This window comes from Kitasatospora sp. NBC_01560 (assembly GCF_045208415.1).
GTDB lineage: Bacteria > Actinomycetota > Actinomycetes > Streptomycetales > Streptomycetaceae > Kitasatospora.
Genome location: NZ_CP109364.1, coordinates 1 through 17,619, shown reverse-complemented (window position 1 = coordinate 17,619; position 17,619 = coordinate 1). Strand labels below are relative to the sequence as shown.

13 protein-coding genes and 1 pseudogene are annotated in these 17,619 nt (G+C 69.9%); 8 read left to right on the top strand and 6 right to left on the bottom strand.

Annotation, left to right across the window (positions count from 1 at the left end; translation table 11 throughout):
• Positions 1-100: 100 nt before the first annotated feature.
• Positions 101-2,461 (top strand): Helicase associated domain protein, encoded by a 2,361-nt coding sequence (locus OH807_RS00070; protein ID WP_406191992.1) that lies wholly within the window; start codon positions 101-103, stop codon positions 2,459-2,461.
• Positions 2,462-2,673: 212 nt separating this feature from the next.
• A complete protein-coding gene (locus tag OH807_RS00065) occupies positions 2,674-3,051 on the top strand; it encodes a hypothetical protein (RefSeq protein ID WP_406191989.1) in 378 nt (125 codons plus the stop codon).
• 144 nt (positions 3,052-3,195) lie between these two features.
• On the opposite strand, the gene OH807_RS00060 is transcribed toward OH807_RS00065, so the two are convergent.
• Positions 3,196-4,101 carry a RimK family alpha-L-glutamate ligase gene (locus tag OH807_RS00060; protein ID WP_406191986.1) on the bottom strand — a complete coding sequence of 302 codons (906 nt, stop codon included), beginning with the start codon at positions 4,099-4,101 and terminating at the stop codon, positions 3,196-3,198.
• Between the two features lie 148 nt (positions 4,102-4,249).
• Between OH807_RS00060 and OH807_RS00055 the strand changes: the two genes are divergently transcribed.
• The 3 genes from OH807_RS00055 to OH807_RS00045 all read left to right on the top strand — a co-directional run bounded on the left by OH807_RS00055 (position 4,250) and on the right by OH807_RS00045 (position 8,068).
• Positions 4,250-5,704 carry a gamma-glutamylcyclotransferase family protein gene (locus tag OH807_RS00055; RefSeq protein ID WP_406191983.1) on the top strand — a complete coding sequence of 485 codons (1,455 nt, stop codon included), beginning with the start codon at positions 4,250-4,252 and terminating at the stop codon, positions 5,702-5,704.
• 291 nt (positions 5,705-5,995) lie between these two features.
• Positions 5,996-6,586, top strand: a complete 591-nt coding sequence (locus OH807_RS00050) for a DUF402 domain-containing protein (RefSeq protein WP_406191979.1) — start codon at positions 5,996-5,998, stop codon at positions 6,584-6,586.
• 51 nt (positions 6,587-6,637) lie between these two features.
• Positions 6,638-8,068, top strand: coding sequence for a HEPN domain-containing protein (locus tag OH807_RS00045; protein WP_406191976.1), 1,431 nt, complete (start codon positions 6,638-6,640; stop codon positions 8,066-8,068).
• A gap of 16 nt (positions 8,069-8,084) precedes the next feature.
• On the opposite strand, the gene OH807_RS00040 is transcribed toward OH807_RS00045, so the two are convergent.
• Together OH807_RS00040 and OH807_RS00035 are read right to left on the bottom strand one after the other, a co-directional pair.
• A complete protein-coding gene (locus OH807_RS00040; protein WP_406211451.1) occupies positions 8,085-8,363 on the bottom strand; it encodes a hypothetical protein in 279 nt (92 codons plus the stop codon).
• A 256-nt stretch (positions 8,364-8,619) separates the two neighbouring features.
• Positions 8,620-8,904, bottom strand: a pseudogene (locus OH807_RS00035) (replication-relaxation family protein); the annotation flags it as partial.
• Between the two features lie 56 nt (positions 8,905-8,960).
• On the opposite strand from OH807_RS00035, the gene OH807_RS00030 reads away from it, so the two are divergent.
• Both OH807_RS00030 and OH807_RS00025 read left to right on the top strand, forming a co-directional pair.
• Positions 8,961-9,143, top strand: coding sequence for a hypothetical protein (locus tag OH807_RS00030; RefSeq protein ID WP_406191973.1), 183 nt, complete (start codon positions 8,961-8,963; stop codon positions 9,141-9,143).
• Positions 9,144-9,348: 205 nt separating this feature from the next.
• Complete coding sequence (locus tag OH807_RS00025; RefSeq protein ID WP_406191970.1) at positions 9,349-10,422, top strand: hypothetical protein; 1,074 nt, start codon at positions 9,349-9,351, stop codon at positions 10,420-10,422.
• A 655-nt stretch (positions 10,423-11,077) separates the two neighbouring features.
• Here the strand turns inward: OH807_RS00025 and OH807_RS00020 are convergent.
• A complete protein-coding gene (locus tag OH807_RS00020) occupies positions 11,078-12,187 on the bottom strand; it encodes a hypothetical protein (RefSeq protein ID WP_406191966.1) in 1,110 nt (369 codons plus the stop codon).
• 174 nt (positions 12,188-12,361) lie between these two features.
• Between OH807_RS00020 and OH807_RS00015 the strand changes: the two genes are divergently transcribed.
• Positions 12,362-12,505, top strand: a complete 144-nt coding sequence (locus OH807_RS00015) for a hypothetical protein (protein ID WP_406191963.1) — start codon at positions 12,362-12,364, stop codon at positions 12,503-12,505.
• Positions 12,506-12,743: 238 nt separating this feature from the next.
• On the opposite strand, the gene OH807_RS00010 is transcribed toward OH807_RS00015, so the two are convergent.
• Both OH807_RS00010 and OH807_RS00005 read right to left on the bottom strand, forming a co-directional pair.
• Positions 12,744-14,564 carry an SIR2 family protein gene (locus OH807_RS00010; RefSeq protein ID WP_406191960.1) on the bottom strand — a complete coding sequence of 607 codons (1,821 nt, stop codon included), beginning with the start codon at positions 14,562-14,564 and terminating at the stop codon, positions 12,744-12,746.
• Positions 14,565-15,352: 788 nt separating this feature from the next.
• Positions 15,353-15,880 carry a hypothetical protein gene (locus tag OH807_RS00005; protein ID WP_406191957.1) on the bottom strand — a complete coding sequence of 176 codons (528 nt, stop codon included), beginning with the start codon at positions 15,878-15,880 and terminating at the stop codon, positions 15,353-15,355.
• Positions 15,881-17,619: the final 1,739 nt, after the last annotated feature.

Sequence of the window (17,619 nt, the reverse complement as noted above, 5' to 3'; positions counted from 1 at the left end):
ATCCATGACCTGGCCCCGGGGAGAGGCCGCCCGCCCCGACCCTCCCACAGCACCGAGCGCCTCGCCGGGCCGTCTCAGCATCCGAAGGAGAAGCACCGCCGTGGAGACCACCACCGCCGCCACCGAGGCCGACGTGCCGGCCGCGTTCCGCGCCGCAGCCGCTCAGCCGGTCCCGGCGCAGCCGTCCGGCGCCGCCGCAGCGAATCCGTTGCCGCTGCACTGGTTCCAGAAGGACGCGGTGGCGGCCGCGGTGCGCGAGGTGAAGGACGGCGGCCGCGCCACGATCGTCGCGGCGACCGGATCCGGCAAGACCCTCATCGCGGCCGGCTGCGCCCGGCGCCTGGCCGCGCGGGGCCGGGTGCTGGTGCTGGTGCCGACGATCGAGCTGCTGGAGCAGACCGCCGAAGCGTGGTCGCTGCGGGGCGGGCGCCGGGGCCTGGCGGTGGCGGCGTGTTCTCGGGAGGAGGCGTTGGAGAGCGCGGAGGCCGGCGGCCGCGTCCACGTCCAGGTGACCACGCAGGCCGTCCGGATCACCGACCTCGTCAACGGCGCCCCCGACGACCAGCCGGTCACCGTGTACGCCACCTACGCCTCGCTGGAGCGCATCGTCCAGGCCCACCAGGGCTGGGGGCTGGCCCAGTGGGACCTCGTGATCATCGACGAGGCCCACCGGACGGCAGGTGCCGAGGGGAAGGCGTGGGCGGCCGTCCACGACGACGCCCAGGTCCCCGCCGCGCGCCGGCTGTACTTCACCGCCACGCCCAGGATCGCGGACGACCGGCGGGCGGAGGACGGCCTAGCCGACCTCGCCGACACCGAAGGCACCGAGAAGCTGCCCGTCCTCTGCTCCATGGACTCGGAGGAGATCTACGGCAAGACCGTGTTCACCTGGACCCTCGGCCAGGGCATCGAGCACGGCTACCTCGCCGACTACCGGGTACTCGTGCCGGTAGTGACGGACGAGGACCTGCGCGAGCTGCTCAACCTCCCCGCCGTCGCCGACCTGCGCTCCCAGCGCAGCAACGAGGAACTGCTGCGCCTCGCGTTGCAGATCGCGGTGCTGCGCGCGGTCGCCGACCTCGGCCTGCGCCGGGTCATCACGTTCCACTCGCGGGTGGCTGGGGCGCGGGAGTTCGCGAGCACTCTGCTGGAGGCCTCGGAGCTGCTGCCCGACGCGGAGCGTCCGGAGCGGATCTGGGCGAAGGCGGTGGCTGGAACCGACCGGCTCAAGGACCGCCGGGCCGCGTTCGCCGAGTTCAAGGCCCACACCGGCGAGGACGGCGAGGAGTGCGGCATCCTCTGCAACAGTCGGCTCCTGACGGAGGGCATCGACGTCGCCGCCGTGGACGCCATCTGCTTCGCGGACCCGAAGTCGAGCGTCATCGACATCGTCCAGGCCGTCGGCCGCGCGCTGCGCCAGTCCTACCGGCAGGGCAAGGTCAGCTGGGTCATCATCCCGGTCTACCTGCCGACGCCAGAGGTCGGCGACGACACCGCGACCACGCACCCGGCCGAGGTCCACGACGCCGGCGAGGCCGTGAAGGCCGAGGCCGACGCCGAGATCGAAGCCAGCTCCTTCCGCACGATCTGGCGAGTCCTGCGCGCCCTGGCCGCGCACGACGCCCGGGTGGTCGGCCGGATCACCGAACTGCGCGCCAGCCGCTCGCAGGGCACCGCGCACACCACCGCGACCACGGCGGCCTCCGAGGGTGAGGCCACCGAGGCCGGGGAGGGAGAGCAGCAGCCGGCCCCGGCCGAGTCGCCGATCGAGTGGCTGCGGATCAACGCGAAGCAGCACGCCGCCCGGATCCTCCAGACCGTCAAGCTGCGCGCGTTCAACCCGCGCGCCGTGGAGTGGCAGAGCATGCACGCCGTCGCGGCGGTCTTCCACCTCCAGCACGGCCACCTCGACCCCACCGACAAGACCAAGCACGCCGAGCTGATCTCCTGGCTCACCCGCCAGCGCCACCTCCACGGCCAGCACCTCCTCGACGCCGCCCGCATCAGCGAGCTGGACGCCCTCGGCATGATCTGGTCGAAGAACGCCAACGCCTGGGAACGCGGCTACGCCTACGCCGCTGCCTTCCACCACCAGCACGGCCACCTGGCGATCCCCGCCACCACAAAGCTCGACGACTACGCGGTGGGCGCGTGGATGCGCCGCCAGCGCAAGGCCGACAACCTCACCGCAGACCAGGTGGCCAAGCTCGACGCGCTGGACGAGCTGTGGCACCTGGAGCCGGACTGGAACCGCTCCTACCGCCGCCTGCTCGCCTACCTCGCCGCCGGCGGCACCCTGGACGGCCCGGCGAACCGCACTGGCGGCGACGCGGACCCGACGTTCCGCCCCGGCACATGGCTGCGAAAGCAGGACAAGGCCCGCGCCCAAGGGAAGCTGACCGAGCAGCAGATCGCGCTCCTGGACGCTCTCCACCGACACGCCGAGACCGTCACCGGCTGACCCGCCCCGCACCCCCGCCGTCCCGGCTCACCGAGGCCGGGACGGCCGCTCGTACCCGCTCCCGACTCCCGGAGGCACCCGCGATGACCGACACCACCCGCCCCGCCCCGGACCCCGCCGCCGCGCCCGGGTGACTGGAGCTGGGCCTGTGCAGCAGCCGGCCCGCGCCCGCCGACCGGGACCTGGGCCGGGCGGTCCTGGACTCGCCGCTGGTGCGCGGTTCGATGTGGCTGCGCTGGTCCGGCCACGACGGCATCCGCACCCTCCACCACGGCGCCGGCCTCGCCCGAGGCTGGACCGGGCGCGACGTCGACGGCCGCGGCCGGTACGACTACGCCTCCGAGATCTTCGCAGGCGACTGCGTGCTGCCGAGCCCGGCCGCCGTCGCCGGCTTCGTCCGGCCGTGGTTCAACGGCGGCGTCGTGTGGCCGACGCCGGGCGCCGACGACACCACGCCCTTGGACGGCCCGTTGCCCGGCCCGGTCGCCGAGGCCCTGGCGGCTGGCGACGTCGCCGCAGAACTCGCGAGTCGGCTCGCCGCCTACTGGCCAGCCGCCCGACCGCCCGTACCGCCGCCCGCCCCGAGGTGATCGCCGTCACGGACAAACCGAGAGGACAAGGCCCCCTGACCTGGGCGAACCGGGCGGGACAACACGCTGGTCAACGGGCGGGACAAGGGATGCCGTCAGACCGCGGACGAGGGGTCGGCGGGCAAGGTCTGTCCGCGCACAGGCCTAGCGGTGGAACTCCTGACGCAGCGCCTCGCGGTATACGCAGTAGGCGATGTGATAGTTCCCGGGCCCGAATCCGGAGAACCGCTCGAAACAGACCGAGCTGTTGACCTCCAAGATCCGGAAACCGCCGTCGACCAACAGGATGTCGACACTGGCAAACATCAGCCCGAGCGTGTCCATGGCGCGGCGGCCCAGAATCGTCAGCTGGCTTTTGAGGGCTGAGTTCCGTACCAGTTCGGGTCGTGCTCCGTGGCGTAGATTGTTTCGCCATTCGGCGACGCAATCGTCCGCAAGCGAACGCAGCTTCCGATAGATGGGAAACGCCGTGCCGTTCAGCATGACGACCCGGTATTCCTCGGCACCTTCCACGAACGGCGCTATCGCGATTGCGCGATAGCGGTCGAACATGTGGGCGAGGATCCGACGGAGGTCGGTCGGCGTGTCGGCGCGGTAGACATCGACGCCGCCGTCGCCGTCGTTCGGCTTGAGGACGAGCGGCAGCTCATGGGCCTGCGCGACCGCTGAGTACAACTCCTCGGCACCGTACGATCCGGCGCGGACGATCCGATGGGGAACGGCCGGGATGCCAGCGTTTTCGAGCACTGCGAAGCAGCCGACCTTGTCTGCCGCCAAATGGGCTGCCACGGCGGAGTTCGGCGGGAAGGCGTAGCCGATGACGTGCCTGACCACGGCATCGCGGCGCAGCCGGACCACCCAGCCGTCGGACAGCCAGGTCAGTTCCAGACCGAGGTCCGCCGCTATGTCTGTAATCTGCCGCGCCGACGTCGGCCGGAACCACGGCGCCGACGGCTCGGGTGGATCGGCGAACCAGGACGCCTCTGATATGACTTCGTGACAGTATGTGCACCGCACCGGCATTCTCGCATTCGGTCGATCGGTGATCACGTGAGTTTACCGGAGCGTCACCCTGGTCGCATCATACTTCCCCGCTATGGTCAGCCCTACGTGCCTTGTCGCGCCGCAGTCAGGGAGATGCTCAGAATTGGGGTTTCGCGCAGACCATCCCCGCTCCTCAACGTCTTTCCGATGGAGCGTGGCCCGCCTTCCCGCCGGGAAGCTCACGCTGTTCGCGATCGCCGCACTTGTCATGTTGGCGGCCTCGATTGCCGCGCTTCAGGATGTGACCACGGTGGCGGCGGACCCGCTGTCAAAGAGGTTCGCGCTAAACGCATTCTTTACGCGCACCAGCGCGATGCTCCGCGCCCTGATCAATACCGGGGCGTATCCCGCCTCTGCTGGCCACAACGACGCGGACGAGGCGATCTCGTTCGTCGTGGGTGTGCTGTCCCTGCTCATTCCTGCCCTCGTCGTCGCTACGTTCGTGATCCGCGTCTTCGCGGTCGACCCCTTCGTATGGCGTAAGACGACCAGCCTCTGCTTCCCCTGGGAGATGGACTACGAGCCCCAGCGCGCAGACTCGGACTCCAACGACATCATCGTGGCGATCCGGTGGTACAAGCGGCTGAGGCGGCTAACGATCAACGATCTGACGGCCAAAGTGTTCCTGCACTATGTGGCGCCGTCGCCAGTGGACGGCACGATAACCGCGCGAAGGGTGCAGCTCGACGTTCTTGACGGCGATGGCAATCGCGCGCAGCAGCGCACGTGGCCGATCGCCCGAACCGGCGCGCCGTTCACCCTATGGGTGCCCCTCGACGCGCCGTTGACGGACGGCGAGATCCGCCACGTCCAGGGCCGCGACATCACCGGACTAAACGGCAGGCTCGTGATCCAGCTTCGAGGCGAGGCCGTCGGGCTGGCGACTGCGATCTCCGGGCAACAGTGGTACCAGCTAGGGGAATCCGAAGGCACGCAAATCGGCCGATTCGCCGGGGTGGAGATCGGCAAGGACGTGGCCAAGGGCTCGCGCGGCTGGAAGCGTTTCGAGGATCCGCTGCGGTGGGCTGTCTTCGTCTACGGGAGTCTGGTCGACACCACGACCCTGGCCGAGTACCTGGGACGCCCCTTGGCCCCGGACTTGGACTATGTGCCTGCGAAGCTGTCCGGATATCGCCGGACCTGGAGCGTGGCGACCGACAACACCGACGATCGGGCCGCGGTCGTCTACCTCACCCCGGACCGCACCGCCGAACCGCCGGTCCAAGTCCTGTTCCTCGACGTCGAAGAAGATGCGTCTGCGGCTGTCGAAGGCGTGCTGGTGATGGTGACCAGCGAGGGCCTCGATCGGCTCCGCAGGCGCGAGCGGAACTATGAAGTCTTCGACGTGACCGCGCGGTGCGCACCTCACAGCACGCTGCTGGGCGGCGCGCCGGATCGCGTAGTCACCTTCCGTGGCAGACCTGCGGCCAAGGAGGCGGCTGCACGTGGGATCGCGACGGGCACGGCCTGCATTAGGGCCGAGTACCTCCAGTCCGTCGAACGCGGCATGGGGCTTCACGGTGACGTTGTAATAAGTGCCTTTGCAGCCGAGCCCCTACCAGCACCGATCCGCGAACTCCTCCGGGAGAAGCGGCCCGTCGCGTCGTAGAAGCCCGCCGGGCTATCGCAGGCCCGGCCCCGCACCTTGCCCCGCGCTGCGCCCTGCCCTGGTGGCGGTTAGTCCGTGCCGTCAGGGCGCCGGCCCCAGCCCGGCCGGGTGCCGGGTGCTGCCGGACGTGGTCCAACGAGCACATCTCCCCGGGCGGGATGGTCGTGAGGACCACCTGGCACGAGCCCGTTTGTCGGACCTGGAGCCGGCCGTGACCACCCCCGCCGGGCTGGGTGCCCGGTTCGAGTCCGGCGCCACGGTCGTGCGCCGCGACATCCACGTGGGCAAGGTGTGGTCCGCCCAGCCCTACCGGCACTCGCCGACACCGGCACCGTTCTCGAGCTCGCCTACTGGCCGGGCATTCGCTCCCTCGCACCCACCACCTTGGCCACGGCGCTGCGCACCGGCGACGACGAGGCGCGCAGCAACGGCCTGACCAACCTCGCCGCCGGCACCTGGACGCTCGGCCCCTGGGCCTGGCGCGACACCGTTCGCCGGTCCCGCTTCGAGACCGGCGAATGGTTCTCTGTGCACCACATTCAGACGCCGACCGGGAAGTCGCTGCGCCTGTACGTGAACTTCGAGCGCCCGGCGGTCCGTACCCGGATTGGGATCGACACCCTGGACCTGCTCGTCGACCTGGTGGTGGAGCCCGACCTTTCCTCGGTGAGGTGGAAGGACGAGGACGAGTATGCTCACGGCCGCCGGCTTGGCTTCATCACCGACCAGGACCACCGCTTGGTCGAGCAGGCCCGCGAGCGCGCCCTCGGCCTCCTTCAGGGCCGTGCCGGCCCGTTCGCCGGCCCGTGGCCCACCTGGACGCCGGACCCCACCTGGCCGACGCCCGAACTGCCTGACGGCGCAGCCCAGGTGGCCGTGTAAGGCCGTAACTCACCATTCCTCAGCACTTCACAGCCGCCCTATCCTTCGAGGATGATGAAGCTGCCGGTCTCCGCTGGGGACTACGCCTGTACCTGGTCCATCAATGGGGCGACCGTCGGCGGTCAGCTGATGCTCGTAGAGAGTGGAAGACCTCAAGGCACTGCCTTCGACGTGCCAGGAGTAGGGACCACCACCAGCGCGGCTGACGGATCGCAGTTCGTGAGGTTCTCGCCGTACGAGGAGAGCGTCGAACGCGTACGTGGCCAACTGCGGAGCGGCCACGACGTCGTCCTGATCGGTGCCTCGCTTGGGCACGTATTCCCTGGCACTGCACAGCTGACTGGAGAAATGGCGCTGTGCGGATTCGGGCTCCCGGCCGGTGACGAGATCCTCTTCGACACGGTCCAGTTCCAGGTAGGAGGTTTGACGGAACTGTCCGGGGTTGCGCCGATACCAAAGATCCAGTGGCCTAGTTCCGACACCCCCGAGCCCACCTTCTCCGCCAGTTGGAACAAGGAAGTCGACCAGGAGTGGTCGACCGACACAGGGGACCGCATCACGCTGAACTACACGGCCTACATGAGCTTCCAGCCGGGCTACCAGCTGGAGGTCTCCGCACAACCGATCGTTGAGGTCAGTGGGGTGCGGAGGAAGGCAGGTGAATGGATCGAGGCGTATGTCAAGCCGCTGGCTGAACTCACTACATTTGCTACAGCCAGGAAGCAGCCCGTCTGCTGGGTGCAGTTCATCTCGCGAAGCGCTGAACCGAACTACACCGCCCAGGCTTTCGCAGCGGAGATCACCCAAGAGCCCTACCGGTCCCTCGCGCCTGAGCCTCGGGTACTGGCTCCTCTCCTCAGGCTCGGTCCGGAAGGAGCGTCGCTACCCGATCTGCTAGACGGATGGAAGGCTCTGCAGGCGAAGTACGACACGTTCTCCGACTACCTGAGCTCGGCGCTTCGTGAGGAGATGACGCTCAAGTCGCGATTCCTCGCGCTTGTGCCGGCCATTGAGAGCTTCCACACGGAGAAGTACGGCGACGGACCACAGAGCCGGAAGGAGTACACCAAGCAGCGCAAGGAGGTGCTGCGTCGCGTGGCGGCTGTGGAGGGGGTTGCTGGTGATGACGTTGAATGGCTGAGGAAGTGGGTCAACGCGCTCGGGAGCTACCAGCTCCAGGAGCGACTCCACCAACTGCTCAACGATCTTCCCGAAGGACTGCAGCAGCGGCTCAGAGCCCTGACTGACCCGCTGCCTGAGTCGCTCGAGGACTGCAGAGCCGACCTCGGTGATGTCTGGAAGATCATGGGAAAGGTGCGGAACAACCTCGCCCATGGCGGTGACCAACCGACCGCGCAGGCTCTCAGGACGCTGACCTTGCTGGCACACACGATGGCCGTCGGACTGGCGCTCCAAGAACTCGGGGTGCCCGGTGAGCCACTTGCTCACGCAATTGACGGCGGCAAGTGGGTGGTCGTGTAGTCGTGCCGCTCGCCGCCTACAGCCCTCCCCGCCTGCACGCACGCCCGCCCTGGGTGCCGAGCGAGTGCCAGACCGGCCCGGACGGTCCGCGCTGCACCAGGTCTTCGATCCGGGCAGCCCCGGCCGGGACGTAGGCCAGCATCTCGGCGGCGACCGGATTCTCCTCGGCGGCCAGCCGCAGGTCCGCCACCGTGCCGCGTACCCCGGCGGCGGCCGTGCCGACCGGGACCACCAGCAGCCGCGGGAACGAGCGCCAGCGCCGTTCCCACGCCCGCCCTCGCCCGCCTGCTCCCACACCCGGGCGCAGGCCGCCAGCTGCGCTGCGCAGTGCTCGGTGCCCGCGCCGGGGCGGTGGAGTTCGACGAACGCCCGCAACCGCTGCCGCTGGCCGTCGGTGGTCGCGGTGTAGGCGAGCTCGGCGGCGGCCGGTATACGTTCCCGTCCGGCTCGTTCGGCCCGGCGGGGTGCTCGGGGGCGGGGAGGAGGTCGAGCGGGCCGCAGGCCTCGCCGCGCTCCCAGGCGTCGGTGACGAAGGCGGCGTGGATCCGGCCGACGTCGAGCAGGTGCTCGCGCCCGTGCCGCACCGCCGACTTCTCCGCCCCCGGCACCGGGGCACTCGGGTGCAGAGCCTCGGGGAAGGTGGCGGTCACGGCGGAGCCGGCCGCAGTGAGGTGCCAGGCCTTCGCCCGGCCGGCCTGCGGCAGGGTCACGAACTCCGCCAGGCCCTCGGCCTGGAGCCTGGCCATGCGCTTCTGGGTCTGCTTGATCCCGGCGGCGCCGCCGTGCAGCTGGTGGAGCTGCTCGGCGGTCGCCAGCGTGAAGCGGTGGAGCGTCACCAGGACGTCGTGGTCGCTCTCCAGATCCCCGTACACGTAGGTGCTCCCCTCATTCCGTGCGCGGGCCGCTCCCGCGCTCGGCCTGTACGGCCACCAACGCCCGCAGCGCCGCCGTCCGGGTCCTGCCCGCCAGCCGGATCGGCCTGGTGGTGCGTCACGGCATGGGCGTCCGGGCGCCGTTGCGCTCCCGTATCCGGGGTGGCGGCATCAGGTCGCAGCCGCAGGCTCGCCGCGCCTGAGGCGCGGGACTGCAGTCGATTCGGTCCCTGCTGATGGGCGGCGCGGCGAGGTGCCGAGCGGGCGGGAGTGGGGCCGCCTGCCTGGCGGCTGGCACAGCAGGACTTGGAATGTGATCTGCATCACATTTGCTGTTTCGTTGCCGTTGGGCACCCCCTGTCGGTCTCAAGGAGTGAAGGAACTCCGAGAGACGAAAGGGCACCCGCGATGACGCACAACAAGCAGACGACGAAGGCGCAGACGAGGCTGGCCGTGCTGGTCACTGTCCGGCACGCGGACACGCCCCCTGCGGAGAAGGCCGGTCCGGCCACCAGGATGTGGCGCTGGCTGCTGGGACGCCCCACGGAGCACCACCGGTCGGTGGCCTCACGGGCCGGCCTTGAGCCGGACAGTGTCGCGACGAGGCTGGTCGCGATCGCGGACAGCTCCGCGCTGCGCGAGCGCTTCGGCGCTGAGCGCATCCCGTTCATCATCGACGCCTCGATGCCGGCCGACGCCGTCGAGTTCACGCGCCACTACCAGAGCCTGACCCGCGCCGACCTGGTCAGATCCCTGCCGGCCCGGCGGCGCCTGACACTGCTGACGAGCCAGCACATCTACGGCAAGCTCGCGCCGCTTGCGAACCAGTGGCCGGTACCGGTGGGAACCTGCCGGGCCTACAAGGAGGCCCATGACGCGATGACCGCCTACGTCATGCACGGGGAAGAGGGCCCCGCGGTTGCCTTCGCGGCGAAGTGGCAGCTGACCATCCGCAGGCGCTCGGCGGTGCTGAACGGCCTCCTGGCGATCAGGTGGGACAACGTCGACCTGTTCGACGACAACCTGGTGATCGCTGCGTTCAACCGGCAGGTCAGGACCGAACGCGACAGCCTGCTTCCCCTGCACACGCGGAAGTTGGAGTACCGCCACATCGACGTGCTGGATGACCCGGACGAGCAGACGAAGGCCCGCAGCGGCCCGGGCACGAGCGGGCGGCGCACGTACACCAGGCGTAATCCCGTCGAGGACCAGGTCCTCTACGCCCAGCCGTTCGGGCATCATCCCTGTCTGGACGCCCTGCTGGTCGGCTTCTCCCCTGAGGAGGCCCGCACCGTTGCGGTGTACGTGTTCAGCAGCGCCAACGCGGACTGGTACGACGCCGCTCTGCTGATGCAGGCCCGGGACCCGAAGGCGTTCGGCGACCGGGTGCGGCGCAAGCTTCTGCGCGCGATGAAGAAGCACAGCTCGTCGGCGGCTCCGGGCGCGTGCCGGCACGCCGCTGCCGACCGGATGGAGGCCTGAGCCATGACGAAGGCTATGACGGACCTCCTGGCCACCGCGGGTCTTCCGATGTGGCTGATAGCAGTGATCCTCTTGGTGTCCATCCTGACGACGCTGGTTCTGGCTCTGGCCAGAGCCCGGGCGAGTGTCGTGCGGGCGCACGGAGCGTCGGAACGCACCGTCGCAGTGCTGGAGAGCCGACTTCGCCACAGGCGGTGGAAGATCGCGCAGCGCGACCGGAGACGGGCGCAGCCCAACAGGCTCACTCGCACCTGACCGCGGAGGCAGACACGAAGGGCCCGGGGCAGCGTCGCGCCCCGGGTCCTTCGGGGTGGCCAGACCGTGAACGGACAGCATCAGCCGAAGACGATGGTCGCATGGCGGGCCCTGACCAGGTCGACCGCGGAAGACCCCTGGCGCCTCGCCTGCATCCGCCTGCCCGGCGGTGCTGTTCCTGGAGCCCGGCGCGGTGGAACGCGAGCGGGTACTCGTACGGCTGCTCCGCAACCAGGGCCAGGTACCACACCCGACCCGCCCGCCCACACCGGCGCAGGAAGGGTCCGTGCCGCGTCGGCCGCCCCCGTTGCGCCCCGGCCCGGCTGCCCGTTCGTCCGCGGCGCCCTGTTGCGCGTGGTTCTGGTGGCTGGCGTCCCTGCTGCGCCCTGGGGTCGGGTTGTCACTGTTGCTGGTTGTGGAACCGCTGTGCCTGTTCGATGACCAGGGCCAGCTCGGCCGGTGTGGGGCGTGGTCCGAGGGTGAGGGGCAGGTACGAGGCGAGCGCGTCAAGCCGGTCGTGCAGTTCCCGCAGGGCCGCCTGGTAGGCCGTGCGCCGCCGGGACTCCTTGATCCACTCCTGAGGGTCCTGCGTGCGCTGGTCGTCGCGGGGTTTTTCGAGGTGGTCGAGGGGGGCCCAGCGTTTCGTGGCCAGCCGGGCCGCGCGGACGACCGCATCCGCCGGCGCCGCCGCCGAGCCCGGTGAGACTGCCGTGGTCGGCTGCCCGGGCTCCCACAGCAGCCCGCGCTGGCTCAGCGCGTTGACCAGGGCACGGTAGCGGGTGTCGAGGCGGCTGCGGATCTCGGCGAGGACCGGGAGGTTCGTCTCCCGGTCGGGGCAGTAGCGACCCAGGTCGATCCAGGGCCGCCCCGGGTCGGGGCCGAACATCCAGTCGCCTATGAACTGCTCCAGCTCCGCCATCACCCCGAGCAGCGCCGTGTGCGCTTCGTGCAGGGCGGGGTCGACGAAGTCGACGACGTCGCGCGGCACCCGCTCGCAGGCCAGCCGGAACGCCTCGAAGACGGTGACGTGGATCGGGAAGTACTCTGGGTCCCGCAGCAGGCCCAGCCAGTTCGCCCGGTGAGGGAGCGCGGCCAGGACGCGGCCGGCCTTGGCGGCGTCGCCCGGCGCCGCCGCTTCTGCGGGTGGGGGAGCCTGCTGGGCTGAGGGCTCGGCCGCGACCGGGGATGCTTCCGGGTGGGAGACCGCCGTACGGCGCGGACGCCGCTGCGCCTCCGCGTCGCGTCGGAGCTGTTCCAGCACGTCGAGGTCCGTCGGGGGGTATCCCGGCTTCTTCCTCGCCTGGGTGTCCATCAGCTCCACCAGGGTGCGGAACGTCCTCGGGTCGGACGGGACAGACGTGCCGTCGAACCAATTACTCAGCGACGCCTGGGTGAACTTCACCGTCCGGCGCTTCCCCCGGTGGATGATGTCGCCGTACGTGAGGCCGGAGGCGGCCCGCAGTTCGCGAAGTACCTCAGCCAGCTGTTCAGCTGCCCCATCCCCGGCCACGGACCCCTCCATCTGTTCGGACCGAACTCCGGCCGAACACTAGCCGATTCCCGCCCTGACCAGGGAAGTTCGCTCGTTCGGCGAGGTCAGCCGGTCGCCGAACAGCACCCCGAACATCTTGAGTCCCCTCAACAGCCCGGTGAGGCGCCGGGCACCAACCGAGGGACCGCACTCGTGAAGCGCTGCTACCTGTACATCGTGAACACCGCCCGCTCGCTGCGCCGGCGCGCTACCGCCGAGGCCGTCATGGGCCTGGTGCTCAGGGCGGTGGTGAACGAAGTCACCGCCGCCCTGCTGGACGTACTGCTGCACCAGTGACGAGCGCGGGCCTGCGCCAGCTCGCCACCGACGCCCGAGCCGTCCGCGACCTCACCGGCCGCCTCCATACGCCGCCGCCCCGGCGTCCGGCGTGCTGGGCCGGCCGTCTCGACCGAGATCGGCCCGAGCGCGATGGCCCCGGCGATCGACTCGCCCGTCAGCACTGGCCGAGCCGGGCTGCATGGGGCTGGTCGGCGGCTGGGGCTCCAGCCTGCTCTGGAGACCCGGTTGTGACCGATCAGAAGCCGCGGTGGTTCTGCTTCTTCCACTGCACGAGGTCGGCATAGGCCTTCGTCGCGCGGTCCGGATCGCCGCCGAAGGCGCCGGCCTGGAGGAGGGGCCAGGCCGGGGTGATCTCCTGCTGGACGGCGCCAGCGAGGCCCTGCTCGTAGCCCCAGTTGCCTCCGAGGAGGAACTCGCCGGCCCAGGGCTCACGCCGTCCTTCGGCGGCGGCGTCGATGGCGATCATTGAGGCGAGGAACTCGAACCTGTTGCACGCCGCCTCGTAGGCTGCATCGTCCGGTTCGACGCGCCGCAGAGGCTCCCGGACCTCCTGCCGCAGCAGGCGGCTCTGCGGGTAGAGGTAGCGCTGCTGAGGCGGTGGCGGGACCAGCTCGGCCAGGTCGCCGGGGATGACCCGGTACGGGTTGAGGTACACCGCGGGGGGCTGCTGCTCGGTCCGGCCCCAGAGGGTGGTCCAGGTGGGCCGGGTCATGGTGGTGGCCAGGAGTTCCTCGCGGCGGGCGAGGACGGCGGCCACGCCGATGGTCCAGGTCGCGAGCAACGACGGGTAGTGCCGCAGTCCCTCCAGCACATCGTTGAACGAGCCGGTGTAGCTGTTTCGGATCCGGGCCAGGCGATCGAGGGACCGTACCCACAGTTCGTCGTGGGTGCCGTCGTCGTGGAAGACGCCGTTGGCCAGCAGGTGCAGGAGGATGTCGCTGTCGGCCCGGTAGCGCTGCACGCTCTCGGCGAAGACCGGCCCGGTCAACGGGTGCCGCTCTCGCGTGGACGCGCTGACGACCGCGAACGCGGTCTGCATGACCAGGTCGTTCAGCTCGATCCGCTTGACCGGGTCGGGCAGTGCCTTCTTGAGCTGCGCGACGGCCATGTCCCGGCTGATCGGCGGGGCCGAGAGCCGGTCCAGCGCCTCCAGTCGGCGCTCCAGGTCGGTGAACAGCTCGTCCGCGCTCATGCCCTGCAGCACGGCGGCGCTGTGCTGTGCCGTGAGGCGCTTGGCCTCGGTGCCGAGGGCGCCGTAGGTGGACCAGAACAGAGGGTAGCGGCGGGAGCGGGTGCCTTCGACGGCCCGGACGAGCGCCTTGTCCCAGTCCGCCGACCAGCCGCACGCGACGAGCCCGTAGTTGTCCAGCACCCAGTTCAGCAGGTCCTGCTGGGCCTCGGGGTAGGTGTCGAGCTCGGTGACGGTGTTGCGCTGCTGGAGGTCGGCGTAGTCGCCGTGCAGCTTGATGATGGTGATCTGGCTGTGGGGGAGGGGTTTGATGGCGTCGATCTGCTCGGGGCGGCTGACGACCTGGGGCGAGAGGCCGACCCCCTCCAGGGCGCGCTCCATTAGCCGGTCGAAGTTCGTGGTGAGGATGACCCGGAAGCTCCCGCGCTTGACCATGCGGGCGATCGCCCGGTGCGCGGCGGTTGGGGCCTTGTCGGTGGCTTCCTCGCCGTCCTCGGGAACGAAGTACGGGTCGAGGATGGCTTGCCGGGCGGAGGGGGTCGGGGCGACCGCTTCGAGCAGAGAGGAGTAGCCGAGCGGGTCGGTGAAGTTCTTGGCCCACCAACCCTCGGGGTCGGCGGCGGCCTGCGCACCAGCCTCCGGGTTGTCCGGATCGTGCGCGGTGGCGACGCGGGCGACCAGGTCCTCGACGATGCCCCAGCCCGTCTTCACACCGGAGGCTATCGAGATACCGGAGCCGAGCAGCAGCGCGTACACGCCGGGGCTGGCGTGCACGTTAAGCGCGAGGGCGAGTTTCGGGTCCACAGAGGTGCCCGGCGGCACGGCTAGCCCGGTTACAGCCGGGGCCGAGGTTGCGTCAGTTCCCATGAGGGTTCTCCTATGACGGCAGGCACGCAGGAACGGTGAGCTCCATGCGAGTAGTGCCAGCATACCGCACTTGTCGTCTAATTGACGATAAGCCATCGGGTGTGACCTGTTGTGCCGCGTAGGCGTGAAATGGCTCCTCTCACCGTGTTGTCTGGACCTTTGGTTGGACCTGTTGGAGTGGGGTCAAGGGCTGGAATGGTGACGTTGCGTGGCGGTCTGGGGTAGTGGTTGGGCGGTATCGGGTGCCCGGTTCGGTTGGCGGGCCTTTCTTGCCCGGGATTCGGGTAAGTATTTCCTGGGGCAGCTTTTTTGCTAATTCTCTCTGTTCGGGGTTCTGGTATTCGCTGCCTTTCCGGCCGGGTAGGCGGGGTGGGGTGGCTGTTCGGTTTCGGGCTGGTCGGTCGCCCTGTCCTGCCGGCCCCGCGTGCCGGGCTGCTTGTGGGTGGTGCGCTCTCGGCAGCGTGAGGAGCTGCTGCTCCTCACGCTGCGTCTCTTCCGGGCGTGGTTGTTCGCGGCCGGAGCCGGGGGCTGCTGCTGGGTGGCCGTCAGACCACCCTGGAGACCACCCTGGAGACCGCCTTGGTGGTCGCGTCTGCTGTCGCGTTGCCTGTCGTGTGGTGTGACGTGGGTGGATACCCCCGGTTTCCCTGTGTGGGGTCGGGGTGCGACAGGTGGGCGTGACCGCGGGCAGGGTGAGGTCGTCGGGGGCGGCCGCCTCCGCGTCGACCAAGTTGGTGTTTCCTACGTCTGGCCGTGGACCGCAATTCGTGCGAGGACACCTCGGTCTGTCAGCTGGCGGCCAGGTTGACGAGGTATCCGGGTTGGACGCCGTTGATGGTGCGGATGGCGGTGCCGGAGGACACCCAGACGCTGGTCGGGGTGTCACTGGTGGGGATCTGGAAGACGCCGTGGACGGGGCCGGTGCTGTTGGGGTTGATGCCGAATGTGGGGCCGGTCTGGCCTTTGCTGTGCCAGTACTGCTCGTAGTCCCGGGCGTGCGTGGCGTCGTCCTGGGTCTGCTGGTAATGGACACCGCCGACGTTGAGGCTGACGGTGTTGTTGGCGTTCCAGGTTGCTGTCTCGGTGCCGACGTTGGTGGCGGTCATGGCGAGGACGCAGTACTTCTTGCCGGCCTCGGGCGCCGGTGTGGAGGTGGTGGAGGCACCGGTGGAGTTGGCGGCGTAGGCCAGGACCTGTGGGTCGAGACCGTTGCACGTGACGCTGTCGACAGTCACCCGTAGCAGGGTGGGCGGGGCGCCGTTGCTGTAGGTGATGGTCAGCGTGAACGGCTCGCCGACGCGAGGCTGCCCCAGCACCCGGGCCCCCGCTGGGGCGCCGGCCGTGCCGCCAGCAGCAGAACTGCTGGGCGCCCGACTCACCGGCGCAGATGACGTGCCGATGCTGGGGCTCGGCGTCGAGGTCGAGCCGGAGCAGGCCGCCGCAGATACCGCCAGCAGTGCTCCCATGGCAGCCGTCATGCGTTTCATGGCCGCACGCACCTCCTGGTGAAGGTTCTCTCTCGATAGTGCGGTACGGCTGTCTCCACTGCATGGCAGCCACCGGCAGGACGTGCAGCCACTGCTTGGCGGCCTCCAGGGCGGGGTTGGTGAAGGACATTCGCGAAGGTGTCTGGCCTCATCTTGGTCGGGCGCCAGGCTGTCCCTGCACTGGCCCCGGTCGGTCGGCCGGCCTTGGCTGCGCCCGCCGCCGCGCTGGCGCGCCGCTGGGCCCGGCACGTTGTCCTGGTCGGCCGCCAGGCCGTCCTGCTGCGCCGTCCCGGTGCCTGCTGCGGTCCTGCTGTGTCGGGATGCTGTCCTGGTGGGTTTGGCTGCGCGCGGTCCGGCTCGGCGGTCCCGTTGCGCCGGACCGTTGCCCGTCCGGGCCGTCTCCCCGCGGCCTCTGGCCTGGTCGGTGTGTTCGGTTTGGTGTTGTGGCCGGGCGGCCGTGATGGAGTACGGTTCGAGGCTTTCTGAGGGGCTCTCGGCGGCATTGTGTGCTGCGCCTGTCCGGGGCCGTAGGCCCTTTTCCGTGGCGCGTGAATGGCTTTTCTCGGCGTCGCGCCGTCAGGGTCTTTCTGTTTCGTCCAGCAAAGCGGCATGAATGTAATTCGGCAATTCCCTCCGGAGCGTCCTGGGAAGGACCTTTGATTGAGTCGCGGACTGCCGCCGCGCGGAGGGTTTTTCCTCTGCCGGTGTTTCTGTCTTGCGCCCGCTTGGAATGGGTAGGATGAGACCGTTGGAAGGCGCTGGGAACACTCTGGCTATTCGATGGTGATTCGGGTTCGCGTCCGGTCGGTTGTCCGGGGTTGAGGTTCCGTCAGGGAGCGGCCCGGGAGGTGCCCGCCCGCGCCTCGGGGGCCCGCTGGAGGGCTCCCGGGAGGGGCGGGGGGAGGCTCAGGCGCGGGGCGGGTGCGCACGGGCTCCGGTGAGGGCCGCAGGCCCGCCTCTGACGGGGTCGCCGGGCCGGTGCAGGAGTGGGCGTCAGCCCAGTGCCCACAAGCCCGGACCGGGCCATCTGGCAGGTTCCGGCCGGGCCGAAGGACACCCTCGACGGGGCCGCCGGGCACCCCTGCCGGGGTGGGGTTGTTGCTGATACCCGAACGGGACGTCACATCGTCAACGCCCGGGGCCGCAGGCCCGGGGCCGGCACCCCGCCCGCAGCCCTCCAGTCACCCCGCCCAGCACCCGCCGGAACACCCCCGGATTTCGGGGGATGGGGCTACTACCGGAAATTCACGTCACATCGTCAACGCCACCCCCGGGCGCAGCCCGGGAAGGCTGCCAGCAAACCGGCCCGGCAGGGCCGGTGAAAGGCCAGCAGAACTGGACGGGAAAGGCGACAGATTGACGGGCCGTAGGCCCGGGTCAGAAACCCCGGAAAGGCGGAGCGCAGCGACGCCCGACCCCCGCCCCCACGGCGCGTGCCGCGCCCCCGAATTCGCCACCGGCGAATTCCCCCAACCAACCATCCATCCGCCCCGGCGCAGCCGGGGCCACACCAACGCACGGTGACGGCGTAGCCGGCACCCCCGCACCTGGCGGTGCGTCAGCACCGC

Bases quoted from the DNA above. Each gene is read 5' to 3' on its own strand.
- OH807_RS00045 (WP_406191976.1), top strand. From the start codon at position 6,638: ATGATGAAGCTGCCGGTCTCCGCTGGGGACTACGCCTGTACCTGGTCC.
- OH807_RS00025 (WP_406191970.1), top strand. From the start codon at position 9,349: ATGACGCACAACAAGCAGACGACGAAGGCGCAGACGAGGCTGGCCGTG.
- OH807_RS00010 (WP_406191960.1), bottom strand. From the start codon at position 14,564: ATGGGAACTGACGCAACCTCGGCCCCGGCTGTAACCGGGCTAGCCGTG.